The 22,455-nt window shown below is 67.2% G+C and carries 26 protein-coding genes and 1 riboswitch; of the genes, 18 read left to right on the forward strand and 8 right to left on the reverse strand.

The window, feature by feature from the left end:
* Nucleotides 1-76: 76 nt before the first annotated feature.
* From ACODS4_RS18735 to thiC, 8 genes are all read left to right on the forward strand, one after another.
* A complete protein-coding gene (locus ACODS4_RS18735) occupies nt 77-364 on the forward strand; it encodes a type II toxin-antitoxin system RelE family toxin (RefSeq protein ID WP_488866353.1) in 288 nt (95 codons plus the stop codon).
* On the forward strand, nt 361-738 hold the full coding sequence (locus ACODS4_RS18740; RefSeq protein WP_488866355.1) for a helix-turn-helix domain-containing protein: 378 nt from the start codon (nt 361-363) through the stop codon (nt 736-738). Before ACODS4_RS18735 ends, ACODS4_RS18740 begins: the two co-directional genes overlap by 4 nt.
* Nucleotides 735-1,412 (forward strand): ribosome biogenesis GTP-binding protein YihA/YsxC, encoded by a 678-nt coding sequence (gene yihA, locus ACODS4_RS18745; RefSeq protein ID WP_488866357.1) that lies wholly within the window; start codon nt 735-737, stop codon nt 1,410-1,412. Before ACODS4_RS18740 ends, yihA begins: the two co-directional genes overlap by 4 nt.
* A 4-nt stretch (nt 1,413-1,416) precedes the next feature.
* Nucleotides 1,417-2,691 carry a cation:proton antiporter domain-containing protein gene (locus tag ACODS4_RS18750; protein WP_488866358.1) on the forward strand — a complete coding sequence of 425 codons (1,275 nt, stop codon included), beginning with the start codon at nt 1,417-1,419 and terminating at the stop codon, nt 2,689-2,691.
* 65 nt (nt 2,692-2,756) lie between these two features.
* The gene (gene argB, locus ACODS4_RS18755; RefSeq protein ID WP_488866360.1) at nt 2,757-3,656 is read left to right on the forward strand and encodes an acetylglutamate kinase; all 900 of its coding nucleotides are present in this window, start codon (nt 2,757-2,759) and stop codon (nt 3,654-3,656) included.
* Nucleotides 3,657-3,703: 47 nt separating this feature from the next.
* Nucleotides 3,704-4,009 carry a hypothetical protein gene (locus ACODS4_RS18760; protein WP_488866362.1) on the forward strand — a complete coding sequence of 102 codons (306 nt, stop codon included), beginning with the start codon at nt 3,704-3,706 and terminating at the stop codon, nt 4,007-4,009.
* A gap of 51 nt (nt 4,010-4,060) precedes the next feature.
* The gene (locus ACODS4_RS18765; RefSeq protein WP_488866364.1) at nt 4,061-5,044 is read left to right on the forward strand and encodes a CorA family divalent cation transporter; all 984 of its coding nucleotides are present in this window, start codon (nt 4,061-4,063) and stop codon (nt 5,042-5,044) included.
* A 74-nt stretch (nt 5,045-5,118) separates the two neighbouring features.
* Nucleotides 5,119-5,248, forward strand: a riboswitch (TPP riboswitch).
* Nucleotides 5,249-5,355: 107 nt separating this feature from the next.
* Nucleotides 5,356-7,080, forward strand: coding sequence for a phosphomethylpyrimidine synthase ThiC (gene thiC / locus ACODS4_RS18770; RefSeq protein WP_488866366.1), 1,725 nt, complete (start codon nt 5,356-5,358; stop codon nt 7,078-7,080).
* Between the two features lie 53 nt (nt 7,081-7,133).
* Here the strand turns inward: thiC and ACODS4_RS18775 are convergent, their stop codons facing one another.
* The 5 genes from ACODS4_RS18775 to ACODS4_RS18795 all read right to left on the reverse strand — a co-directional run bounded on the left by ACODS4_RS18775 (nt 7,134) and on the right by ACODS4_RS18795 (nt 10,708).
* Nucleotides 7,134-7,337, reverse strand: coding sequence for a hypothetical protein (locus ACODS4_RS18775; RefSeq protein ID WP_488866368.1), 204 nt, complete (start codon nt 7,335-7,337; stop codon nt 7,134-7,136).
* A gap of 123 nt (nt 7,338-7,460) precedes the next feature.
* The gene (locus ACODS4_RS18780) at nt 7,461-9,482 is read right to left on the reverse strand and encodes a methyl-accepting chemotaxis protein (RefSeq protein WP_488866370.1); all 2,022 of its coding nucleotides are present in this window, start codon (nt 9,480-9,482) and stop codon (nt 7,461-7,463) included.
* 177 nt (nt 9,483-9,659) lie between these two features.
* Nucleotides 9,660-9,833: a zinc ribbon domain-containing protein gene (locus ACODS4_RS18785; protein WP_488866372.1), complete on the reverse strand. Its 174-nt coding sequence runs from the start codon at nt 9,831-9,833 to the stop codon at nt 9,660-9,662.
* A gap of 67 nt (nt 9,834-9,900) precedes the next feature.
* A complete protein-coding gene (locus tag ACODS4_RS18790; protein WP_488866374.1) occupies nt 9,901-10,146 on the reverse strand; it encodes a helix-turn-helix domain-containing protein in 246 nt (81 codons plus the stop codon).
* 4 nt (nt 10,147-10,150) lie between these two features.
* Nucleotides 10,151-10,708 carry a DUF2975 domain-containing protein gene (locus ACODS4_RS18795; protein WP_488866376.1) on the reverse strand — a complete coding sequence of 186 codons (558 nt, stop codon included), beginning with the start codon at nt 10,706-10,708 and terminating at the stop codon, nt 10,151-10,153.
* A 140-nt stretch (nt 10,709-10,848) separates the two neighbouring features.
* Between ACODS4_RS18795 and ACODS4_RS18800 the strand changes: the two genes are divergently transcribed.
* A complete protein-coding gene (locus ACODS4_RS18800) occupies nt 10,849-11,220 on the forward strand; it encodes a hypothetical protein (RefSeq protein WP_488866378.1) in 372 nt (123 codons plus the stop codon).
* Between the two features lie 6 nt (nt 11,221-11,226).
* Here the strand turns inward: ACODS4_RS18800 and ACODS4_RS18805 are convergent, their stop codons facing one another.
* Nucleotides 11,227-11,913, reverse strand: a complete 687-nt coding sequence (locus ACODS4_RS18805) for a DJ-1/PfpI family protein (protein WP_488866380.1) — start codon at nt 11,911-11,913, stop codon at nt 11,227-11,229.
* Nucleotides 11,914-12,009: 96 nt separating this feature from the next.
* On the opposite strand from ACODS4_RS18805, the gene ACODS4_RS18810 reads away from it, so the two are divergent.
* The gene (locus ACODS4_RS18810) at nt 12,010-12,993 is read left to right on the forward strand and encodes a GlxA family transcriptional regulator (protein WP_488866382.1); all 984 of its coding nucleotides are present in this window, start codon (nt 12,010-12,012) and stop codon (nt 12,991-12,993) included.
* Nucleotides 12,994-13,002: 9 nt separating this feature from the next.
* On the opposite strand, the gene ACODS4_RS18815 is transcribed toward ACODS4_RS18810, so the two are convergent.
* The gene (locus tag ACODS4_RS18815; RefSeq protein WP_488866384.1) at nt 13,003-14,430 is read right to left on the reverse strand and encodes a DNA recombination protein RmuC; all 1,428 of its coding nucleotides are present in this window, start codon (nt 14,428-14,430) and stop codon (nt 13,003-13,005) included.
* A 150-nt stretch (nt 14,431-14,580) separates the two neighbouring features.
* On the opposite strand from ACODS4_RS18815, the gene ACODS4_RS18820 reads away from it, so the two are divergent.
* The 5 genes from ACODS4_RS18820 (at nt 14,581) to ACODS4_RS18840 (ending at nt 19,168) form a co-directional block, all read left to right on the forward strand.
* On the forward strand, nt 14,581-15,177 hold the full coding sequence (locus ACODS4_RS18820) for an NUDIX hydrolase (RefSeq protein ID WP_488866386.1): 597 nt from the start codon (nt 14,581-14,583) through the stop codon (nt 15,175-15,177).
* Between the two features lie 215 nt (nt 15,178-15,392).
* On the forward strand, nt 15,393-15,563 hold the full coding sequence (locus ACODS4_RS18825) for a hypothetical protein (RefSeq protein ID WP_488866388.1): 171 nt from the start codon (nt 15,393-15,395) through the stop codon (nt 15,561-15,563).
* Nucleotides 15,564-15,573: 10 nt separating this feature from the next.
* Nucleotides 15,574-16,560, forward strand: a complete 987-nt coding sequence (locus ACODS4_RS18830; protein ID WP_488866390.1) for an MvdC/MvdD family ATP grasp protein — start codon at nt 15,574-15,576, stop codon at nt 16,558-16,560.
* On the forward strand, nt 16,557-18,017 hold the full coding sequence (locus tag ACODS4_RS18835; protein WP_488866392.1) for a Mur ligase family protein: 1,461 nt from the start codon (nt 16,557-16,559) through the stop codon (nt 18,015-18,017). Before ACODS4_RS18830 ends, ACODS4_RS18835 begins: the two co-directional genes overlap by 4 nt.
* Entirely contained in the window at nt 18,014-19,168 is a 1,155-nt protein-coding gene (locus tag ACODS4_RS18840) for a glycosyltransferase (RefSeq protein ID WP_488866394.1), read from the forward strand. The genes ACODS4_RS18835 and ACODS4_RS18840 overlap by 4 nt, the downstream gene beginning before the upstream one ends.
* Nucleotides 19,169-19,190: 22 nt before the next feature.
* On the opposite strand, the gene ACODS4_RS18845 is transcribed toward ACODS4_RS18840, so the two are convergent.
* Nucleotides 19,191-20,426, reverse strand: a complete 1,236-nt coding sequence (locus tag ACODS4_RS18845) for a ChaN family lipoprotein (protein WP_488866396.1) — start codon at nt 20,424-20,426, stop codon at nt 19,191-19,193.
* A gap of 118 nt (nt 20,427-20,544) precedes the next feature.
* Between ACODS4_RS18845 and ACODS4_RS18850 the strand changes: the two genes are divergently transcribed.
* The 3 genes from ACODS4_RS18850 (at nt 20,545) to ACODS4_RS18860 (ending at nt 22,440) form a co-directional block, all read left to right on the forward strand.
* The gene (locus ACODS4_RS18850; protein ID WP_119830302.1) at nt 20,545-21,282 is read left to right on the forward strand and encodes an SDR family NAD(P)-dependent oxidoreductase; all 738 of its coding nucleotides are present in this window, start codon (nt 20,545-20,547) and stop codon (nt 21,280-21,282) included.
* A gap of 64 nt (nt 21,283-21,346) precedes the next feature.
* Nucleotides 21,347-21,844 (forward strand): hypothetical protein, encoded by a 498-nt coding sequence (locus ACODS4_RS18855; RefSeq protein WP_488866398.1) that lies wholly within the window; start codon nt 21,347-21,349, stop codon nt 21,842-21,844.
* Between the two features lie 101 nt (nt 21,845-21,945).
* A complete protein-coding gene (locus ACODS4_RS18860) occupies nt 21,946-22,440 on the forward strand; it encodes a HupE/UreJ family protein (RefSeq protein WP_488866400.1) in 495 nt (164 codons plus the stop codon).
* The last annotated feature ends 15 nt before the right edge of the window (nt 22,441-22,455 follow it).

The following is a 22,455-nucleotide window of genomic DNA, read 5'->3' on the forward strand; positions in this document are numbered from 1 at the left end:
CTTCGTTTGATCGCCTGACATGACCGCCGGTAAACGTTCCCCTTGACGGACGTTTTCCGGCGGTTATGTTTTTGCGATGCATGAGCTGTTCATCAAGCGGGCGGCGATGAAATCCATCGCCCGTCAAATCCCGGCAATCCGCAACCAGATGATGATGGACCTTGAGGCGTTGGCGGCCAACCCCGACGACGCGGCGCTTGATGTGGAGGCCATCGTCGGAACCGGCTATCTGCGGCTGAAATTCCGCAACCTGGCCCGCGCGTTTCGAGCCATCTTCACAAGGGATGATGGGGTGCGCGTCATCGACGTGATGGCGGTCGAACCCAGAGGCCAAGCCTACGACGTCAGGAGGCTGCAACGATGACTGTGCAGTTCATCGCCGACAAGGACGGCAACACCGAATACGCGGTGGTTCCCATCGCCGAATTCGAGGCGCTGCGCGCCCGCGCGATGGATCAGGGCGACATCCGCGCCGCCCTGGACGCCGAGGATGACGAGGATCTGCCCTGGGCGATGGCCCGTCGGCTGATCGAGGGGGAGCCGCCGTTGCGGGTCTGGCGCGAGCATCGCGGCCTGACCCAGGCCGATCTGGCCGCCGCCGCCAGCCTCACCGCCAGCTATGTGTCCCAAATCGAAGCCGGGCGGAAAAGCCCGACGGTCGATGTTTACCGCGCGTTGGCGGCGGCGCTTGGCGTCACCGTCGATGACCTGCTTCTGCAACCGAAAGCGTCCCCATGACCAGCCCGACCAGTTCCGGCCCGACCAAGCCCAGCATCATTTCCGGTTTCGACGAGGCGGCGTTGGAGGCCGGGCGGCTGCTGTTCGCCAAGGAGTGCGATTTCGTCTGGGGGGCCGACGCGCTGAACCAGTTGCCGGAAGCCGATCTGCCGGAGGTCGCCTTCGCCGGGCGCTCGAACGTCGGGAAATCGAGTCTGGTCAACGCGCTGACCGGGCGCAAGACGCTGGCCCGCACCTCCAACACGCCGGGCCGCACCCAGCAGCTCAATTTCTTCAATCTGGGCAACCGGCTGAAGCTGGTGGACATGCCGGGTTACGGCTACGCCAAGGAATCGAAGGAAAAGGTCGAGGCCTGGAACAACATGGTCCGCCGTTTCCTGCGCGGGCGCGTCACCATGCAGCGGGCCTTGGTTCTGGTCGATTCGCGCCACGGGCTGAAGCCCAACGACGAGGAGATCATGGAGATGCTTGACCGCACCGCCGTGCCCTACGTCGTCGTGCTGACCAAGATCGACAAGGTGAAGCCGCATGAACTCGACGCCGTGCGCAAGGCGACCGAGGCGGCCTTGAAGAAGCACCCGGCGGCCTTCCCGGAAATCCACGTCACCAGTTCGGAAAAGAACATCGGCATCGCCGAATTGCGGGCCAGCCTCGCCACGCTCGCCGCCGAATGACCGAATGCCGACGGTGACGCTGACCCCGGCGCTGCTGTTTCTGGCGCAGGCGCTGTTGCTGATCGCCGGGCCGTTTCTGGTCTGGCGGCTGGCCGGGGCGCGTCACGTCGCGCCGATGGTGGTCATCCAGATTCTGGCCGGGATCGCGCTTGGCCCCACGCTGCTCGGGCGGTTGGCCCCCGATCTGTGGGCGATTTTGTTCGCCCCGGCGGCCTTGGCCCCCTTGTCTGGGCTGGCGCTGCTGGCCGTGCTGTTTTTCGCCTTCCTGACGGGCCTGCACCTCGACCCCGCCGAGTTTCGCGGGCGGGGCCGCGCCTTCGCCACGGTGGCCCTGTCGAGCATGGCCGTGCCGACGTTGGTCGGGCTGGGGTTGGGCTGGTGGTTGGCCGGGGCCTATCCCGGCATGGCCGGGCCGCGCGCCACGCCGGGGCTGTTCGCCGCCGGATTCGGCGTTTGCGTCGGCGTCACCGCGCTGCCGGTTTTGGGGGCGATCCTGCGCGAAATGGGGCTGCTGGGCGACCGGATCGGGCGTTTGGCGCTGGGCTACGCCGCCGTCAACGACGCGCTGCTGTGGCTGCTCATCACCGGGGTGTTGGCTTGGGCGGCGGGTGGCTCCGGCGGGTTTGAGGCGATCATCGGGGTGGCGGCGTTGGGCTTCGCCTATGTCGGCGTGACCGAACTGGTCGCCCGCCCGGTTCTGGCCCGGCTGATGGCGCGCGCAGCCCCCGGCGGGGAGATCGGCGACATGGCGGTGGTCGTCACCTGCGCCGCGCTGCTGGCCTCGGCGGCGATCACCGAGATGATCGGGCTGCATTACATTCTGGGGGCCTTCGTCGCCGGGACCGCCATGCCCCGGCGGCTGGCGGCGGCGATTCTGGCGCGGTTGGAGCATTTCTCCACTCTGATCCTGCTGCCTTTTTTCTTCACGCTGACCGGGCTGAAGGTCGATCTGGATTTGGGCGACCCGTCGCAATGGGCGGTGTTCGGGCTGGCGAGCGCGGCGACGCTGGTCGGCAAAATGGCGGGCACGGCGATTCCCGCCCGCCTGACCGGGGAGCGTTGGGTTGACGCCCTGCGGCTGGGCGCGCTGATGCCCTGCAAGGGGTTGATGGAGGTCATCGTGCTGACCATTCTGCTGGAGGCGGGCGTGCTGTCGAACGCCTGTTTTTCCGCGATGGTGCTGATGGCGGTGGCGGTGACGGCGCTGACCCAGCCGATGACCCGGCTGGTGGAGCGTTGGGCGGCTCTTGCCGTTCATGACCAAAAAATTGCCCTCTAGGCAACGGCGTGGGCTTTCCGTTAAAGAAGCCCCACTGACCATCCCGACATAAAAGGGAACCTGCCGTGTCGAACACGACCCGTGACGAGTGGCTGACCAAGGCCCGCACCCTGTCCGAGGCGCTGCCCTACATGCGCCGCTACGCCGGAAGCACCTTCGTCATCAAGTATGGCGGTCACGCCATGGGCGACGCCGCTCTGGCCGAACTGTTCGCCCGCGACATCGTTCTGCTGAAACAGGTCGGCATCAACCCGGTGGTCGTCCATGGCGGCGGCCCGCAGATCGGCCAGATGCTGGATCGGCTGAAGATTCAGTCGAGCTTCATCGACGGCCTGCGCGTCACCGACAAGGCGACGGTCGAGGTGGTCGAAATGGTTCTGGCCGGGTCGATCAACAAGCAGATCGTCGCCGCCATCAACAGCGCGGGCGGCCGCGCCGTCGGCCTGTCGGGCAAGGACAGCAACCTCATCACCGCCCGCCGGTTGGAGCGCGTGCAGCGCGACCCCGACAGCCACATCGAGCAGGTTCTCGACCTCGGCTTCGTCGGCGAACCGCACAAGGTCAACCCGGAAATCCTCAACGCGCTGGCCAAGTCGGACATCATCCCGGTGATCGCGCCGGTCGGCTTTGACGAAAAGGGCGACACCTACAACATCAACGCCGACACGGCGGCGGGCGCCGTCGCGGCGGAGTTGAAGGCGGCGCGCTTCTTCCTGCTGACCGACGTCGCCGGCGTGCTCGACAAGAACAAGACGCTGATCGACACGATGACGCTGGACCAGGCGCGCGCGGCCATCGCCGACGGCACCGCGTCGGGCGGCATGATCCCCAAGATCGAAACCTGCGTCGACGCCGTCGAAAAGGGCGTCGAGGCGGCGGTGATCCTCGATGGCCGGGTGCCGCACGCCCTGCTGCTGGAGATCTTCACCGAAGGCGGCGTCGGCACCCTGATCGGGCGGGAATGACCGCCTATATTGGGGGGTAGACCCCGCAGACCCGACGAGAGCGCCCGATGACCGACCCGCGTGAGGAACTGCTCCGCCAGATCAAGGCCATCCGTGACAAGATGGATCCGAAGCTGGTGGAGCGCGCCAAGCTGGCGGTGTTCGGCAAGGTGCCCTACGACAGCGCCAACGCCAAGGAGGCGGTGGGCCATTTCCTCGACGCCCGCGACGATGGCGGGGCGTTTCGGCGGAAATTGGCCCAGGCGCTGAAGGCGGAAGGGGCGGGTTTGGATCTGGACCCGCCGCCCGCCCCATCGACCACGCCGCCGACCACGCCGCTGGCCAAGCCCCGGCGGGGCGGACGGATGACGTAGGCGAGGAGGCTTTCGCCGCCACCACCGCCCCCAACCAGAGGAGCGCCGCCCGTGCTGCACGTGTTTGTCAACGACGGCGGTCTGTTGCGCTGGGACAAGGAGGCGGACGCCGCGTCGGGACCACTGCCTGAGTCCGTTGTTTGGATCGACCTGCTGAACCCGACCCCTGCCGAATTGGCGCGGGTCGAGGCGATGGTCGGCATGCCGCTGCCGACTCGCGAGCAGATGGCGGAAATTGAAGAGTCGAGTCGTCTGCGCGTCGTCAACGGCGTCCTGTCGCTGACGGTGATGGCGCTGGTCTGGGCGGAAACCGACGAACCGCGTTTGACGGCGGTTGGCTTTGTGCTGGCCGGGCGCTGTCTGGTCACGGTCCACCACATCGACCCCAAGGCGTTCCTGGCCTTCCGCCGCAAGGTCAGCCACGCCCCGATCCCGCTGGCGACCGCCGAGTCGGTGATGGGCGCGCTGGTCGATGGTCTGATCGACCGCACCGCCGCCGTCCTGCGGCGGGCGGGGCTGGAGTTGGACACCATCAACCGCCGCGCCTTCCGGGGGCCGTCCTTGCCCCGGCGCGGCGAGGTGATGGACGATTCGGGAACGCTGAAACGCATCGGCAACACCGGCCATCTGGTCGGCAAGGCCCATGTCAGTTTGGCCAGCCTCATTCGCATGCTGGAGTTCCTGTCCAGCAACGAAGGCTGGAACACCCGAAAGCCAACCCGCCGCTGGGCGCGCACCGCCTTGCAGGACGCCACGGGGTTGGACGAATACAGCGCCTTTCTGTCGTCCAAGGTGGCGTTGCTGCTCGACAGCACGCTGGGCCGGATCAACGTCGAGCAGAACGAGATCGTCAAGATCGTCTCGATCATCACGGTGCTGCTGTTTCCACCGACTCTGGTCGCCAGCGTCTGCGGCATGAATTTTTCGTGGATGCCGGGATCGGACGAATCCTTTGGCTACCCGTCGGCTTTGCTGCTGATGCTGCTGTCGGCGCTGCTGCCGATGATTTTCGTCCGGCTGCGCCGCTGGCTGTAACCTCTCTGTCGTTCGTCTCTGCGATCATCCGGCCTGCTTTCCTTTGACAGCGGGCGCGGGTCTGTGCACCATCGCGGCCATTCCAGGGGGGTCCCGACAAGGGGCTGAGATATCAACGGCGGGCCGTTTCGGCGTCCAGCAGCGTGATGACCCTTTGAACCTGATCCGGGTCATGCCGGCGAAGGGAGGGAACACGCGATGGGGCCGTCTTGCGCGCGGTCCGGTTGGTCCGATCAAAGGCCCCCCATCCGCGATCCATCGCCTCCGTCTGTCCCGGGTTTGTCCGGCCACCTGTCAGACGGAGAAACCCCGTGCCAAAAGATTTCGATCAAGCGATCCGCCCGATCACGACCGGCTCGTTGGCCGCGTCGCGCAAACGTTATGTTTTGAGCAGCCGCTTTCCCGACCTGCGCGTCGCCCTGCGGGAGATTTGCCTGGGCGGCGGCGAGCCGCCCTTGACCGTCTATGACGCCTCCGGCCCCTACACCGACCCGTCGGTTCACATCGACGTGCGCAAGGGGCTGGAGGCGCTGCGCCGCGACTGGATCGTCAGCCGCCGCGACGTCGAGCCGACCGAAGGCGGCGCGCTGCGCGGCAAGCCCGGCGTCGCCGTCACCCAGATGGCCTACGCCCGCGCCGGGATCGTCACGGCGGAGATGGAGTATGTCGCCATCCGCGAGAATCTCGGGCGGTTGGCCGCGCTGGACACGCCGCGCGACGGCGAGGATTTCGGCGCCTCGATCCCCGATGTCGTCACGCCGGAGTTCGTCCGCGACGAGGTGGCGCGCGGGCGGGCGATCATCCCGTCCAACATCAACCACCCCGAATCCGAACCGATGATTATCGGGCGGAATTTCCTGACCAAGATCAACGCCAACATCGGCAACTCCGCCGTCACCTCGTCGATTGAGGAGGAGGTGGAGAAAATGGTGTGGGCGATCCGCTGGGGCGCCGACACCGTGATGGATCTGTCCACCGGGGCCGACATTCACCAGACCCGCGAATGGATCCTGCGCAACGCCCCGGTTCCCATCGGCACCGTGCCGATCTATCAGGCGTTGGAAAAGGTGAACGGCAAGGCCGAGGATCTGACCTGGGAGCTGTTCCGCGACACGTTGATCGAACAGGCCGAGCAGGGGGTGGATTACTTCACCATCCACGCCGGTTTGCGGTTGGCCCACATCCCGCTGACCGCCAAGCGCGTGACCGGCATCGTGTCGCGCGGCGGCTCGATCATGGCGAAATGGTGCCTGTCGCACCATCGCGAGAATTTTCTCTACGACCATTTCCCGGAAATCGTCGAGCTGTGCCGTCGCTACGACGTGGCGCTGTCGCTGGGCGACGGCCTGCGTCCGGGCAGCCAGGCCGACGCCAACGACGCCGCGCAATTCGCCGAGTTGGAGACGCTGGGCGAATTGACCAAGGTGGCGTGGGAACGCGACGTCCAGGTGATGATCGAGGGGCCGGGCCATGTGCCGCTGCACAAGATCAAGCACAATGTGGACAAGCAGTTGGCGCTGTGCGGCGAGGCCCCCTTCTACACGTTGGGGCCGTTGGTGACGGACATCGCGCCCGGCTATGACCACATCACCAGCGCCATCGGCGCGGCGATGATCGGCTGGTTCGGCACCGCCATGCTCTGCTACGTCACGCCCAAGGAGCATTTGGGGCTGCCCGACCGCGACGACGTCAAGGCCGGTGTGATCGCCTACAAGATCGCCGCCCACGCCGCCGATCTGGCCAAGGGCCATCCGGGCGCCCGGTTGCGCGACGACGCCATGTCGCGGGCGCGCTTTTCCTTCCGTTGGCGCGATCAGTTCGCCTTGGCGCTTGATCCCGACACGGCGGAATCCTTCCACGATGAGACGCTTCCGGCGGAAGGGGCGAAGACCGCGCATTTCTGTTCGATGTGCGGGCCGAAATTCTGCTCGATGAAGATCACGCAGGAAATCCGCGACGCCGCCGAATCCGGGATGGCGGACATGGCCGAGAAGTTCCGGTCATCGGGCGGCGAAATCTATCAGCCGCAAGCGTAACGGGACGTGGCCGGGGCGGCGGACCTCGCCCCGGTCAGCCTGTCAATCGCGTGTCAATCCAGGGAAAAGATTTTCGCCCCAGCCCCGCTGTCCAGCAGCACGGTGGCGAACAGGGTCAGGATCGGCGCCAGAAACATCAGACCGATCACGCAGCGGATGACGATGTCCTTGCGGCGGGCGGAGCGACAGAGGGGGCAATCCTTGGGGCCATGCCCGTAATCGGCGCCGCAATAGGGGCAGGCGGTGGTGTCGCTCATGATGAACCGGGCTTTCGGCGGGCGCGCCAGCGTCGCGATGGTGTCAAATCGGACGCTTATTGTGGCGCATCCGGCCCGCCAACCGTCATGAAATCCCTGTCATCCGGGTCTTGTCGGCGTGGCTCAGGCGGCCTGCGCCATCGGGGCGATTCCGGCCACCACCCGTTTGAACTGCTCGACAAAGCGGCTCTGGTCCTGGTCATGAATGGTGAAGGTGACGTGCAGGCGGCCATTGGGGTTGACCGAACGGATGGTCGCCGGAACCGCCACATCGACGCCGCTCAAGGTGAGGCGCGTCGATTGACCGACGGACAGACCGGCGATGGTCTCGGCGGGCAGGCCGCTGATCTGCGCGCCGCCTTCGGACGCGTTGTCGATGGTGACGGCAAGCTCGCGTCCGCCGATCTGCAAGCCGCCCGGGCGGTTGATCGGGTAACGGGCGAACTGGCGCCGGTTGACCTCCGGCGTGGCGGTGCGGATCGCCTGGATCAGCACGCGGCGCAATTGGTCGATGCTGGCCGCCACGGTTCCGGACAGCGCGTTGACCTCGGTCGCTCGTTCGCCGGTCGCGGTGGCTTCCGACGACACGTCGGCGATGCGGAACGCCACCTCTTGCGCGGCGTTGGAGGTCTGGACCACGTTGCGGGCGATCTCGCCGGTCGCGGCCTCCTGCTCTTCAATCGCGGCGGCGATGGTGGTGGAGACGGTTTCGACGCCGCGCACCTGATCGGCGATGGCGCGCACCGCCTTCACCGCGTCGGACGTCGTCGCCTGGATGGCGGCGATCTGCGATTCGATTTCGTCGGTCGCGCGCGCCGTCTGCCCGGCCAACGCCTTCACCTCGCTGGCGACCACGGCGAAGCCCTTGCCGGCCTCTCCGGCGCGGGCGGCTTCGATGGTGGCGTTCAGCGCCAACAGGTTGGTTTGCCCGGCCACGTCGTTGATGAGGGTCGTCACCTCGCTGATGCGGGTGACAGCCTCGGACAGGCGTTGGATGGTCGCCTCGGCGTGGGTTGAGGCGTCGACCGCTTGCCCGGTCATCATGGTGGCGGTGTTGATCTGGGTGGCGATTTCGCGGATTGACGCGCTGAGCTGTTCGGACGCGGCGGCGACGGTCTGGGCGTTGCTGAGCGCCTGGGTGGCGGCGGCGGCGACGTTCTGGCTGTTGTCGCTGACCGCGCGGGCCGATTCCGCCATGCGCATGGCGTTGCCCGCCATCTGGCCGGTGTGGGTGGCCACGGTGTCCACCGCGTTGGTCGCCTCGCGCTCCACCGTTTCGGCCATGCGCAGCAAAGCGGCTTCTTTTTCCTGTTCGGCGTGGACGCGGTCCTCGTCCTGGGCGCGGCGCAGCCGTTCGGCTTCCTGGGCGTTGTCCTTGAAGACGCGCAGCGCCGACGTCATCGCGCCGATTTCGTCCTGGCGCGAGGCCTCGGGGATGGCGACGGCCAGATCGCCCTGGGACAAGGTGCGCATGATCGCCGTCAGCGCGACGACGGGGCGGACCACCCGGCCCAAGATGCCCAGCACGCCCAGCACCACCACGGCCAGCACCAGGGCCGTCACCACCCACACGGCGGTCATGAACAGGGATTCGCGGCTGGCCGCGTAGACTTCGGTCTCGCTGTTGTAGCGGTTGGTGGCGGTGACGATGGCGTCCACCTCGGCCCGGTGGGCGGCGTAGGCGTCCGACAAAGCCTTGTAGGAGGCGCGGGTCGCCGCCTCGTCCTTTTTGGCCAGGGCGGGCAGGAATTTGGTCTCGACCTCCGTCCAGAACCGCATGACCGGGGCGTGCGAGGCGACGGTGAGCTGTTTGAGGATGGTCGGGTTGAAATCCTCCTTCAGCCAATACTCGTGCCGCTCGTCGTAGTCCTTGCGAAGCTGGACCAGCCGCTCTTGCCGCTGCTTGACCGTGGACGGGTCGTTCAGCGCCAACGTCGCTTCCAGATAGGCTTCGATGACGTATTCCGGCGGTGGCAGGATGTCGGCGATCAGATCCTTGCCCAGCACGATCCGCTGATAGATCGGGCCGCCCACCTTCAACTCCCGGATGGCGAGCATCCCGGTGGCGGCGACCACGATGAAGCCCAGAGTCACCACGACGCCAAAAAGGTTGGTCAGGGCGGCGATCTTGAGGTTTTTCAGCATGTCGGGGACCCTTCAGCGGAACGACGTCTGAAGGGTTGGATGTCAAATGCGCGGCGGGAAAACAAGCAGAAAGTTACAAAATATTAACCCCAAAAAGAAACGATGTTTCTTTGTGCAGGCTGCTCATGTTTTGCACACGGTTTGCTTGTTTTGATACCAAAGCGCCCTATGACATTTTTATGTCAGAGCCAAAGTGCCGACCCATCCGACCAAAGCCAGAATCACCAGCATCAGCAACGCCACCCCCATCACCAAGTTGCTGCGGCGAATCGAAAGGCAATGCGGGCAGGTGGGGGCGTCCGCCGCGTGTTTGTTGCCGCAGCGGGGGCAACGGACGGTCGGATCCGTCATGGCGTCCTCATCAAAAACACAAATGGAGGCGGAGGTTAGCACAGGCGGTCGCGGCGCGGCACGCGGTTTAGGGCGCGCCATCCTCGTCACCCGTCGTCAGGTCGGACTCGTCGGGGTCATGCGCCAGAAGGTCGCCCGGTTGGCAATCCAGCACGGCGCAGATCTTGGCCAGAGTCTCAAACCGCAGGCCCTTCACCTTGCCGGTGCGCAGCAGCGACAGGTTGGCTTCGGTGATGCCGATGCGTTGGGCCAAATCCTTGGCCTTCATCTTCCGGCGGATCAGCATCAGGTCGAGCGTGACACGAATGGGCATAAGTTCAGACGAAACCCGCGTTTTCATCGGCCAGGGCCGCAGCCTCGCCCATCACCCAGGCGATGACCAGCAATACCACGCCCAACAGAACGACGAACAGGTCGCCCGTGCTGAGCGACAGCGCGCCGTGCGGCCCGTCCGCCGGGTTGTGGCGCAGGACCGCCAGCGACAGCAGCAGGGAGCCGACCGGCTCGCTGACCCCCGACGCCATCAAGGACAAGGAAAAACGCCGCAACCGCCGGGCCGAGGTTGGGGCGAACACCATTCCGGCGGCGAACCCCCGGAACAGCGCCCGCAACTCCCACATCCCCCACAGGCCGGGCAGGGCGGCGACCAGCAGGGCGGCGGCGGCGAGCGCGGATTCCTCCAGCGGCAACGCCCGCACCGGCAGGCGCAGCCCGGCCAGCCAGGGATGGCTGGCCAGCATCACGTCGGAGAAGGCGACGGCGTAGAGAATGATCCCGGCGGGGGTCAGCAGCAGCAGGGCCGTCATCACGGCGGACAGGCGGCGGCTGACGCGGATGATTCGCGCCTGACGAACCCGACGAAGCTCCTGACTCATGCCGTGATCTCCCAAAAAATTACTTCTTGGCAATAACGAATTATCGAATTACAGAAAGAATGTGCTCCGGTCAAGGCGCCGGATCGGGGGCGCGCTCCGACATCCCGTTTTCCTGTTTCAACCGTTGATGAGGTCGTTTCATGCTCCGTCCCCTTTGCGCGCTGGCCCTTCTGGCGACGACCAGCGCCTGCACGACCGTCTTTCAAATCCCCGTCACCGGCGCGCTGGGCGACAAGACGCCCCTGTCGGGCATCGCTCAGGCGCGGTCGGACTCGGCGCTTGGCCGCTACGCCGTGCAGACGGCGGACAAGAGCCTATCCTGCAACGGCGTTTACGACGCGTCGAGCGTCGAGCCGCGCATGATCGTCGCCGTGTCCTGCGACGATGGCCGTTACGGCGCGGTGGACATCCGCCGCTCCCCCGATCTGATGAGCGGATCGGGAACCGGGCGGCTGAACGACAACACCCCGGTGCGCGTCGAATTCAGCCCGCCGCCGAAGGCCAAGGAGTGACCAGCCTTACGCCGTCACCCCTGGCGCGCGTCCGCTGGCGAGGATCGCCTCGCGGGCGGCGCGCGAGGGGGCCAGGCGTTGGCGGGCGGCGGCCAGAACCGGGGCGGGGGCCTGTCGCGGGGTTCCCGCTTGGAAGGGCGGGGCGGGCGCGTATTCCAGGCAGAGTTGGATGGTTTCCGCCTCCGTCTGGCCCAGCAGGGCGGCGATGACCGTCAGGCCGAAGTCGATCCCCGCCGTCACGCCGCCCGCCGTGATGAGCGCGCCGTCCTGAACCACCCGCCCCTCGGTCGGGATGGCGCCGTAGCGGGCGAGGAAATCAACGGCGTTCCAATGGGTGGCGGCGCGTTTGCCGACCAGCAGCCCCGCCGCCCCCAGCACCAGCGCCCCGGTGCAGACGGAGGTGACGAAGCGCGCCCGCGCCGCCTGTTCGCGGACGAAGGCCAGCGTCTCGGCGTCTTCCAACAGCGCGTTGATTCCGCCGCCGCCCGGCACGCACAGCACGTCCAGCGGCGGGCAATCGGCGAAGCGGGTGGTCGGCGTCAGGATGAGGCCGGTGGCCGAGCGCAGCGGGGCGCAATCCTTCCACAGCAGATGAACCTCGGCGTCGGGCGCGCTGGCGAACAGCTCGTAAGGGCCGGACAGGTCAAGTTGCTGAACGGCGGGGAAGGCGAGAATGCCAAAGCGCAGGGTCATGATGGCGGCTCCGTCAGGGATCGTGGGCGGGTTGACGGGGGCAGGATAGCGCGCGACGCTGTGGCGCAATCGCCAATCACCCCGCGAATCCCGCCAATGACGCTTTCCGCGCCGCCGCCCCGCCGCGTCGAGATTTTGGGCTTTCCCGACGCGCAGCTTCTCGACATCGCCGGGCCGACGCAGGTCTTCGCCACGGCCAACGATCTGGCGGTCGCGGCGGGGGCGCCGCCGCCCTACGCTTTGGCCGTGGTGGCCGCCGTCCCGCCGGTGCGGACGACCGCCGGGCTGAGCCTGAGCGCCGAGCCGTTGCCGCCGCCGGACCAACCGCTCGACACGCTGATCCTGTCGGGCGGGACCGGAGTCCGCCGGGCCTGCGCCGACGCGGCGCTGGTCGCCTGGGTCGCCGCCCGCGCCGGGGCGGCGCGTCGGGTGGCGTCGGTGTGCAGCGGGGCCTTTCTGCTGGCCCAGGCCGGGCTGTTGGACGGGCGGCGCGCCGTGACCCATTGGCAACGCTGCGCCGAGTTCGCCGCCCGCTTTCCCAAGGTGCGACTGGATCCCGACCCGATTTTCATCCGCGACGGCGCGGTCTGGACCTCGGCGGGGATCACGGCGGGAATCGATCTGGCGCTGGCGCTGGTCGAGGAGGATTTGGGGCGCAAAACGGCGCTGGCCGTGGCCCGGCAACTGGTGGTCTTCCTGAAGCGTCCCGGCGGACAGGCGCAGTTCAGCGCGACCTTGAGTTTGCAAGAGGGGGCCGCGCCGGAGGATGGCGCCCGTTTCGACCGGCTGCACGCCTGGATCGCCGAGAATCTGCGGGGCGACCTGTCGTTGCCCGCGCTGGCCGAACAGGCGGCGATGAGCGCGCGCAGCTTCTCGCGCCATTACCGGCAGGCCACCGGGCGCACCCCGGCCCGCGCGGTGGAGCAAATCCGCGTCGAGGCCGCCCGTCGGATGTTGGAACAGGGCGCGTCGGTGGCGCAAACGGCGGCGCGTTGCGGCTTTGGCGCGGAGGACACCATGCGTCGCAGCTTCCTGCGTCAGATCGGCGCCAGCCCGCAGGGCTACCGCGAGCGGTTTTGAAGGGGGCTTCTATCCCTGCGGCGCCCGCAGCTCCACCGCCTGCAAACGGCGTGGGCTGTGGTCGAGCGGCTCCAACAGGGGCAACTCCGCCCCGTCCGGCGCGGCGTCCAGGTCGCGGAAGCGGCGGGCGCTGACCAGCACGCGGGATTCCAACGTGCCGACCGCGCCGTTGTAGCAGCCCACCGCCTTGTCGAGCTGCGCCCCCAGCCGTTCCATATGGCCGCCCAGATCGGACAGCCGTTTGTACAGTTCGCCGCCCAACGCGCTGATGTCGCGGGCGTTGTCGGCCAAACGCTCTTGCCGCCAGCCATAGGCGACGGCGCGCAGCAGGGCGATCAAGGTGGTCGGCGTCGCCAGAATCACCCGGTGGTCGATGCCCGCCTCGATCAGGGTGGCGTCCTGCTCCAGCGCGGCGGAAAAGAAATTCTCGCCGGGCAGGAACAGCACGACGAATTCCGGGCTGTGGGCGAACTGGTCCCAATAGGCCTTGGTCCCCAACTGCTTCATGTGCTCGCGGACATGGCGGACATGGCGGGTCATGCCCTCGCGCCGCCCGGCCTCGTCCGTCGCCTGGACGCCGTCGAGATAGCCCTCAAGCGGGGTTTTGGCGTCCACCACGATGGTTTTGCCGCCGGGCAGGGTGACGGTCAGATCGGGGCGCAAGCGTCCGGCGCCGCTGTCCACGGTGGCTTGCTCGACAAAATCGCAATGATCGAGCATCCCGGCCATCTCGCAGACCCGGCGCAACTGGATTTCGCCCCAACGCCCGCGCGCCGCCGGGGTGCGCAGGGCGCGCACCAGATTGCCGGTTTCCGAACGCAGTTGCGTTTGCGATTCGACCAGCGACAGCACCTGTTGCTTCAGCCCCTCATAGGCCCCGGCGCGGGTCGATTCCAGCTCGCGGATTTGCCGGTCCATGCTTTCCAGCGTCTGGCGGACCGGATCAACGATGGCGGCGATGGCGGTTTGCCGCTTGTCCAGATCGCCCCGCGCCTGCTCCTGAAAGCCCGACAGGGTTTCGCGGGCGAGGTCGAGAAAGCTGCGGTTGTTGTGGTGCAGCGCCTCCGCCGACAGCGCCTTGAAGCTGTCGGACAGCGCGGCCTGCGCGCGTTCCAGCAGGGCCAGTTTTTCGGCGGCGGCGGCGCGTTCGGCGTCCAGACGGGCGGTCAGACGGGCGTGCTGCTCCCGCGCCGCCGCCACCTCGCCGGTCAAACGGGTGATCTGGTGGTCGCGCGCCTCGATCTCGTCGCGCAGATCGTCTTCGCCGCGTTCGGCCATGTCCAGCCGGGCGGCCAGTTCGGCGTGCAGGGCGGCGGAGTCGGCCTGCGCGCGCCCGGCGGCGGCGCTCAACAGCGCCCACACCAGCCCACCCCCCAGGCACAACCCAACGGCCAGCCCAAGCGCCAACGACAGCCCATCCACCGCGATCTGCTGCATCACCGTTCCGCTTCGCCCGCCAGTGGTTCAAGGGGATTTGTTCAAGGTTTGAATTGGTTGACAGTTTACAGGAACGAATCAAGAATTGGAACGGGTGGAGAACGGCCTTTCCACCTTCCCCAAACGCGCCGCCGCGCCATATCGGAAGCCATGCCAACGCCCCCCGCCGCGCCGCCGTCCGATCCCGCCGCATGCCCGCCATCCTGCGGCGGGCCGCGCGTCCGCGCCATTCCGCCGGGCGAGGATCGCGAGCGGCTGATCTGCCCGGATTGCGGCTTCATCGCCTATCAGAACCCGTTGATCGTCGTCGGCTCCGTCGTCACCTGGGAGGATGGGCGGATTCTGCTGTGCCGCCGCTCCATCGAACCGCGCCGGGGTTTCTGGACCCTGCCCGCCGGTTACATGGAGGAGCGCGAAAGCACCGCCGAGGGCGCCGCCCGTGAAGCGTGGGAGGAGGCGCGGGCGCGCATCGCCGTCGGCCCCCTGCTGGCGATCTACGACCTTCCGCGCATCAGCCAGGTCCAATTGATCTTCCACGCCCGGCTTTTGTCGGACGACGTGTCCGCCGGGCCGGAAAGCCTGGAGGTCGGCCTCTTCGCCTGGGACGCGATCCCGTGGGACGAGCTGGCCTTCCCCACCGTCCATTGGGCCTTGCGCGAGCATGGCGACCGGCAGGGCCGCGTTGACGGCGCCCCGGCGGTCAACCCGACGCCGGAAACGTTGGCGCGCTGGGGCTGGGCGTCTTGAACGTTGGCCTTCAAGGTCTTTTCCATCCGCGCGAAGAGGGGTGTGGCCGTCGGCTCCACTCTTGTCTTTGACGCGCCTTAAAGGGACGCTTGGGCGACCTCTGGTTGATCCTGACGCGAGGCGCCAATCTCTTTGATGGTTTGTCAAAAATTGTTGGTTGACATTGAATTTTCAGCTTCTACAGTTTGGATAGTTGATTTGCGAAAGGTCAAGAAATGCCGAGTGTTGGAAATAAAAAGACGCTTGTCGCTCCTCTTCTGTTTCAGAAGCGTGTGAGTGTTTCTGGCGAGGTTGCCGCCCAGTATGTTGGGACTGACACCGAAATGGACCCGAAGGAAGCTTTTGTGAAGCCGATTGTCAGCGACGAAAAATCCGGTAAGGCGTGATTTTCTTTTGATGGACGACGGTTTTACACTGATTGTTTCCTACGGGGCCGATGACCATGTGAATCTGGTGCGCGCCGAATTGGCGGCTCTGGGTTCGCAGGTCATTGTGTTTGACACAGCCGAATTCGGCTCGACGGTCAACATTGGTTTCGTGGTTGAACGGGGCGTTCCTCTCACCAGACTTTTTGTCCAGGGCTGTGAGCACAGCGGCGCTGCGGTCAAGTCTGTTTATTTTCGCAGCGCAGGATTGCCGCGCGCGCCTCATGTGAGCGACCTTGCGGCGCGCAAGATGGCCGAATCTGAGATGCGCTGGACGTTGGAAGGCGCGCTGATGGCCATCGACGGCGTTCTGTGGATGAATCATCCCAACGCCAACCGCCATGCCCGCAACAAACTGTTGCAGCTTCGGATGGCTGTCGGGCTGGGTTTCGCCGTGCCGGAAACCTTGGTGTCGGCGACCCCGGATGAGATCAGAGACCGCTATCGGGCCTGGGATGGCCGGATGGTGGCCAAGCTTGCCGGGGGCCAGATCATCGGCGAATCCATCGAGTCTCAGTATGTCGTCTACACGACGCCGATCACGCCGGATGATTTGGCGGACGATGGCGCGTTGGCGGCGTGCCCGGCCATTTACCAGCGGCGCGTCGCCAAAGCCTATGAGCTGCGGGTCACGGTCGTTGGGGGCGCCGTTTTCACCGCCCGCATCCAGAACCGGGCGCGGGGCGACGAGGCGGTCGATTGGCGGGCTGTTGGTTACGCCGGGTTGGACATTCTCCCGCAGGATCTGGATCCGGTGGTGGCGGCGCGGTGCGTGGCGTTGTCGCGCGCGTTGGGGCTTGAGGTGGCCGGATTGGATTTGATCGTCACCCCGGATGGCGAGGTGTTTTTTCTGGAGATCAACGCGGCGGGCCAATGGGCCTGGATGGAGCAGGCGACCGGCCTGCCAATCGCGGCGGCGGTCGCTCGGCGGCTGGCCAATCCATCCGCATCTCCATGACCACCGGCAAACCGCCGCTGCCGACGGCGCCGATTCTGGTCGCCGGGTTGGCGCGGGCTGGCCACGCCGCCTTGGCCCGTTTGGTCGGGTTGTTTCCGTCGGGAACGCTGCACGCGTGGGACGCGAACGACGGCACGGCGATGCAGGCGCGCGCCGCCCAATGGCGACGGCGCGGCGTGTCGGTCAATCTTGGCGGCGATGGTCTGTCGTCGCTCGCTGCCGGAGCGCCCTTTGGCGCCATCGTGAAGAGTCCGGGCATTTCGCTGGACGCGCCCTTGCTCCAAGCCGCTTTGACCCAGGGCGTGCCGGTCCTTGACGAGCTTGAGATCGGCTGGCGGCTGTGTTCCACGCCGATCACGGCGGTGACGGGGACGAACGGCAAATCGACGACCTGCGCCCTGATCGCGGCGATCGCGCGCGCGGCGGGGCGAGCGGTTCAACGGGTCGGCAACACGGAATTCGGACCGCCGCTGTCCGCCGCTCAACTCGGCCCGATGGTGGTCTGCGAGGTCTCAAGCTTCCAGTTGGAGGCCGCGCCGAGTTTTCTGCCCGCCATCGCCGTTTTCACCAACCTGTCGATGGATCATTTGGATCGTCATGGCGCGATGGAGGCCTATGGCCGAATCAAGCAACGGATGTTTGCGGTCGATGGACGAACCTGCGGCTGCGCCGTGGTGAACGCCGACGATCCTTGGGGGAGGCGGATTCTGAACGCGGTTCAGCAGGCGGGTGGCCGCAGTCTGTCCTATGGTTTGTCCCCATCCGCCGATCTGCGGCTGATCGACGTCCGATGGACGATGCGCGAGGCCAACGCGCGCCTTGCCCATGAGGGCCGCGTCATCGACCTGCCGTCCCGATTGCCAGGACGGCACAACGCGCTGAACATCGCCGCCGCTGTCGGCGCCGCTTTGGCGTCCGGCATAGGGTGGGACGCCATCGCCGCCGGGGTGGCGGGGGCGGAGGCGCCGCAGGGGCGCTGCGGCTTGATCGATGAGGGGCAACCCTTTGACGTGGTGGTCGATTACGCTCACACGCCCGATGGAATCACCCAGTTTCTGGACGCCATGCGCGCCATCACGGTGGAGCGCGGCGGCGCCTTGCGGACCGTGTTCGGGGCGGTTGGTCTGCCCGATCCGGTCAAGGCGCGCGGTTGCGCCCAGGCGGCGCGCCGGTTGAGCGACCACGTCATTTTCACCACGGGATCGGCCCCGCGCAGCTCCCGCCTTCTGCGCCTGCGCGAACTGCGCGACGCTGGGCGGGAGATTGGGCCGGTTGAGCTTGTTCTCGACCGTCGTCGGGCCATCCAACGGGCGCTTGTTTCGGCCCGTCCGGGGGACGTCGTCGCCATTTTGGGGTTGGGCGCGCTGCGTTATCAGACGCTCAACGACAAGGGGGCCTATGCCCCCTTCAACGACGCGACCGTCGCCGCGTCCCTGCTTCGGGAGCGGTCGCTGTGAAGGTTGTCATCGCCTTGCGGGCTATGGAAAATCCGGGTGGGCTGCAAACCTTCCTGACGACCATCGCCGATCATCTGCCCGCCCTTGGGCATGAGGTGGTGATGTACGCCCTCTCCCTGGGGATGATGGCGGACTTCGCGCGCCGTCGGGGAATTCGAATCGTCAGCGAACTCGGGCATCTGCCGGGGCGGGCGGACGCCACAATCGCCTGCGACAAGGTGCTGGCCGTCGAGATGGCGGCCCGCTACCCACGGGCCAGACGCCTGTTCACCATGCACAGCGCCGATGAGTTCTGGTTGCCGCCGCTGGAACCGGGAATCGTCGCCGGGACCATCGCGCCGAACGACCGGCTGGCCACGCTCGCCCGTGGCTGCGCTGGCGCCGGCGAGGTCATTCGCGTTCGCCAGCCGGTTGATTTGTATCGGTTTCTTCCGCGTGGCCGGGCGCGAGAAACGCCGTTGAGCGTTCTGTTGCTGGGGAATTACGCCAATTTTGCCGATGTGGGCGCCAATCAGCTTTACGCCGCCTGGTCGGATCGTGGATTGGAATGGAACCGCTGCGGCCACCCACGCCCGACCATCGACGTGGCGGGCGACATCGCCAAGGCCGACATCGTCGTGGGCTATGGGCGGTCGATTCTGGAGGCGATGGCCTGCGCCCGCCCCGCCTATGTTCACGAGCATTCCGGGTCGGACGGCTGGGTTACGGAGGACAGCTACGCCCGGATGGAGGCCGACGGTTTTGCCGGAACCGCCCTGCGCGCGCAGCCGACCCAACGGCAGCTTAGCGAGGATTTCGCCCGCTACGACGCCATTCTGGGCGCCGTGGGGCATGATTTGATTCGCGCCCATCACGACGCCCGCTTTGTCACCGCCGGTTTGATGGCCAGCATCGCCGGGTTTGATCCGCCCACCCACCGCTATGACGCGGAGGCGTTGGCGTCGATGAGGGACTTGGCCGTTCTGCTCTATCGCTCCACCAACATGGTTCAAGCGTTGCGCGACGAGATGCGGGTGCGTCGGTTGGCCTATGAAAAGGATGTCGCCGACCTCAAGGCGTTGAACGCGAAACAAGACATGGTGATCGCGCAGCAAAGGGCGCTTATCCTCAAGAGCGCGTCAAAGGCGAAAGCGAAGCCGAGGAAACGCTGAATCCAGCGTGTGGGGCGGGGCGTCACTCCGCCGAGAATTTCGCCACCAGCTCCTTGGTCTCGTCGCCGCGTCGGATGGTCAACGGCAGCCAGGTTCCCGGCGTTTGGCGCTGGACCAGGGCGGTGAGGTCGGCGGGCTGGCGGATCGGGCGACCGGCGGCGGCGATCAGCCGGTCCCCGGCTTGCAGCCCGCTGGCCGCCGCCACGCCGCCCTCCAACACCCGCTCGATCCGCACACCCTCCGCTGAAGGTTCCAGTTGCACGCCCAGACGCGGGCGCGGCGGTTCGGCGGGCTCGGACGCCGGGCCAAGGCCGAACACCACGTCGGCGATGCGGCCATCCAGCGATTCGCAAGCGCGGTCGGCGTCCCAGGGCAGCAGCACCACCGAATCGGTGAGGCCGAGATCGGCCAACTGGCGCGGCACGCCGTTGCGGTGGGTGATGTGGCCCTCGCCGAGAATCGCGACGACGGCGCGTCCGCTGGTTCGTCGGGTGTCGGCGATCCGTTCGGCCATCGCGCGGTCCCAGACGGTTTGCGCCTCGATGAAGCGTTGGGCGGCGGGGTTGGGCGGAGCGGGGGCGTCGCTGGCCGCGTCCGGCTCGTCTTTGTTCGTCCCGTCCTTGGGCGCGCCCTCTTTGGTCGGGTGCGCGGCCATCGCCTTGGTCAGGCTGTCGCGGTAGGCGTCGCTGGGGGCGGCGGGTTGGCCGACGCCCTCGCGCTCGGTCGGCGGGATGGCGGCCCAGCCGTCGCGGGCGGTGCGGGCGATCAGGCCGCGCTCGACGTTCAGCGCCACCAACGGCAGACGGTTCATCCGGGCGAAGCGCAGGATCGGCAGGTAATATTCGGGATCGAAGCCCCAAACCGCGCGCCAGTCGCTGGCGGTCAGAAAGGCCGCTTCGTCCAACTCTCCCGCCATCCAGCGGTCCAGCGCCGCCTGCGCCCGGCGCGGCAGCATCTCCAGACCGATGGCCAGATCGGGGTTGTGCGCGTGCAGCCCGGCCAGGGTGTGGAGCTGCCAGCGGTGATGATCGGGCTTGTCGTGCTGCTCGCCCAGCAGGATGACGGGGAATTCGGCGATTCGCCGCAGCGGCGTGGCGTCGGTCAAGGGCTTGCCCTCGCCATCAGCCCAGACGCCGGGGGCGACGCAGGCCGCCGCCGGGGCTGGCGTCGTCGGGCGCGGCTCGTCGGCATGGGCCGTCCCGGCCCCCAGACACAGGGCGGCGGCGAGCAGCAGGCGGCGGAATGGACGGCACGGCACGGGCGGCGGCTCCAACAGGGAGGGGTTCGGCGTCAAGGTTGGGCGTCGCGGCGAAAACATCAATCGCGAATCGCTCGCAACTCTTCCGCCGCGCGGCAAAGCGCGGTAACATGGGGTCATGCCACACCGCAAAACCGTCATTCTCACCGGCGCCAGCCGGGGCATCGGACACGCCACCGTCGCGCGCTTCAGCGCCGAAGGCTGGCGCGTGATCTCCTGCGCGCGGGAGGACATTCCGGCCCATTGCCGCCGCGATCCCAACTGGACGCACCACATCCCCACCGATCTGGCCGATCCGGCCAGCCGGGCCGCTTTCGTTGAGGAAGCGAATCGGGTGTTGGATGGCGGGCCGCTGCACGCCCTGGTCAACAACGCGGGCATCTCGCCGAAAACCCCGATCAAGGAGCGGCTGGGCTGCCTGAACGGCTCCATCGAGGGCTGGCATCAGGTGTTCGAGCTGAACTTCTTCGCGCCGCTGGTGCTGGCGCGCGGCTTCGCCGCCCCGCTGTCGCGCGGCAAGGGGGCGATCGTCAACGTCACCTCCATCGCGGGCCATGGCGTGCATCCCTTCGCCGGGTCGGCCTATTCGACCTCCAAGGCGGCGCTGTCGGGCCTGACCCGCGAAATGGCGGTGGAGTTCGCCGAGATCAACGTGCGGGTCAACGCCGTCGCCCCCGGCGAGATCGAAACGGCGATGACCGGGCCGGAATACGACGTGCTGATCCCGCGCATTCCCTTGAAGCGCATGGGAACCCCGGCGGACGTCGCGGCGGTGATCCATTATCTGTGCGGCCCCGACGCCGGTTACGTCACCGGAACCGAAATGTTCATCACCGGCGGCCAGCATCTGTTTTGATCGGTTGGGGGCTTGGCCGTTGGTCCGGCTTGCCGGACGGGCGACGGCCCCCAATATCCCGGTCATGCCGCACATCCCCGCCAATCGCCCGCCGCGCTCCCTGATCCTGTCCGGCCTTGCCGCGCTGGCCCTGTCGGCCTGCGTCGCCGCGCCGATGGGGGAGCGGCGGCGGGAGGAGGGCGCTTATCCCAGCCCGACCTTTCGCCCAATTGAGTTGGAAACGCGGAGCACGCGGATGGACATGCCGCGCGCCGCCGTCACCCCGCCCGACGACCGGCGGCGGCGCGACAACCCGCTCCGCACGGTGGAGCGTCGTCCGCGCGTGGGATCTTCGTCGCCGCCCGATTCGACCGGCTACCCGCCGACGCCCCGCCCGACGCCATTGCCGCCCCCGGCCTCGACCCAGGGGGCCACCGACGCTTTCAAACGCGACTTGCTGCGGCCTGAGGTGGACCGGATGCGCGGCGACGACGCGCTGGGCCGCCTGGATCCGCTGCAACAGCGCGATCTGATGCGGCGGGAGAACGAGTTGCGTCAACTGGGCGATCCGCTGGCGCGCTGAGCGGCAAGTCTGTGCCGTCGTCCGCGCCTCTCCTCTTGACCCAACGGCGCGCCCGCCGTCATACCGGCCCGTGATCCGGTCAGTTTTGAGGAAATGGGCGCATGACGACGGTGACGGGCGCCTTTGGCGCGGGGCTGGTCGAGCCGGTGTGGGTGCTTCAGCATCTGCTGGGCTTTCTGGCGATTGGCCTTTGGGCCGGGCAGACCGGGGGGGCGTCGGTCTGGCAGGCGCCGACCGCCGCCGTCACCGCCGCGTTGGCGGCGGGAATCGCGGCGCAAATGGGGCTGCGGCTGCCCTACGCCATGCCGGGTTTGGCGGTGTCCTTGATCGTCCTGGGCGGGCTGGTTGGCTTTGCGGTGCGGGCGCCGGTGGCGCTGGTGGTTCTGGTCGCCGCCGTCGCGGCGGTGTTCCATGGCCATCCGCACCAGGGAACGCTGTTGTTCTGGAGTGGTTTCGCCAGCGGGCTGTTGCTGGTCTCCTGCGCCGGGGTGGGCCTGTCGCTGGTGGTGACGCAGGCGGAATCGGCCCGCGCGGTGAAAATGTGTGGCGGCGTGGTGTCGGTCGCGGGCGTTCTTGATCTGGTTGGCGTGATTTAATCGTTCGCGGCTTGA

The organism is Azospirillum sp. FG154 (genome assembly GCF_057809575.1).

Coding starts and splice junctions, on each gene's coding strand:
- ACODS4_RS18735 (WP_488866353.1), top strand. CDS start 77: ATGCATGAGCTGTTCATCAAGCGGGCGGCGATGAAATCCATCGCCCGT.
- ACODS4_RS18740 (WP_488866355.1), top strand. CDS start 361: ATGACTGTGCAGTTCATCGCCGACAAGGACGGCAACACCGAATACGCG.
- yihA (WP_488866357.1), top strand. CDS start 735: ATGACCAGCCCGACCAGTTCCGGCCCGACCAAGCCCAGCATCATTTCC.
- ACODS4_RS18750 (WP_488866358.1), top strand. CDS start 1,417: ATGCCGACGGTGACGCTGACCCCGGCGCTGCTGTTTCTGGCGCAGGCG.
- ACODS4_RS18760 (WP_488866362.1), top strand. CDS start 3,704: ATGACCGACCCGCGTGAGGAACTGCTCCGCCAGATCAAGGCCATCCGT.
- ACODS4_RS18775 (WP_488866368.1), bottom strand. CDS start 7,337: ATGAGCGACACCACCGCCTGCCCCTATTGCGGCGCCGATTACGGGCAT.
- ACODS4_RS18780 (WP_488866370.1), bottom strand. CDS start 9,482: ATGCTGAAAAACCTCAAGATCGCCGCCCTGACCAACCTTTTTGGCGTC.
- ACODS4_RS18785 (WP_488866372.1), bottom strand. CDS start 9,833: ATGACGGATCCGACCGTCCGTTGCCCCCGCTGCGGCAACAAACACGCG.
- ACODS4_RS18790 (WP_488866374.1), bottom strand. CDS start 10,146: ATGCCCATTCGTGTCACGCTCGACCTGATGCTGATCCGCCGGAAGATG.
- ACODS4_RS18795 (WP_488866376.1), bottom strand. CDS start 10,708: ATGAGTCAGGAGCTTCGTCGGGTTCGTCAGGCGCGAATCATCCGCGTC.
- ACODS4_RS18800 (WP_488866378.1), top strand. CDS start 10,849: ATGCTCCGTCCCCTTTGCGCGCTGGCCCTTCTGGCGACGACCAGCGCC.
- ACODS4_RS18805 (WP_488866380.1), bottom strand. CDS start 11,913: ATGACCCTGCGCTTTGGCATTCTCGCCTTCCCCGCCGTTCAGCAACTT.
- ACODS4_RS18810 (WP_488866382.1), top strand. CDS start 12,010: ATGACGCTTTCCGCGCCGCCGCCCCGCCGCGTCGAGATTTTGGGCTTT.
- ACODS4_RS18815 (WP_488866384.1), bottom strand. CDS start 14,430: ATGCAGCAGATCGCGGTGGATGGGCTGTCGTTGGCGCTTGGGCTGGCC.
- ACODS4_RS18820 (WP_488866386.1), top strand. CDS start 14,581: ATGCCAACGCCCCCCGCCGCGCCGCCGTCCGATCCCGCCGCATGCCCG.
- ACODS4_RS18825 (WP_488866388.1), top strand. CDS start 15,393: ATGCCGAGTGTTGGAAATAAAAAGACGCTTGTCGCTCCTCTTCTGTTT.
- ACODS4_RS18830 (WP_488866390.1), top strand. CDS start 15,574: ATGGACGACGGTTTTACACTGATTGTTTCCTACGGGGCCGATGACCAT.
- ACODS4_RS18835 (WP_488866392.1), top strand. CDS start 16,557: ATGACCACCGGCAAACCGCCGCTGCCGACGGCGCCGATTCTGGTCGCC.
- ACODS4_RS18850 (WP_119830302.1), top strand. CDS start 20,545: ATGCCACACCGCAAAACCGTCATTCTCACCGGCGCCAGCCGGGGCATC.
- ACODS4_RS18855 (WP_488866398.1), top strand. CDS start 21,347: ATGCCGCACATCCCCGCCAATCGCCCGCCGCGCTCCCTGATCCTGTCC.
- ACODS4_RS18860 (WP_488866400.1), top strand. CDS start 21,946: ATGACGACGGTGACGGGCGCCTTTGGCGCGGGGCTGGTCGAGCCGGTG.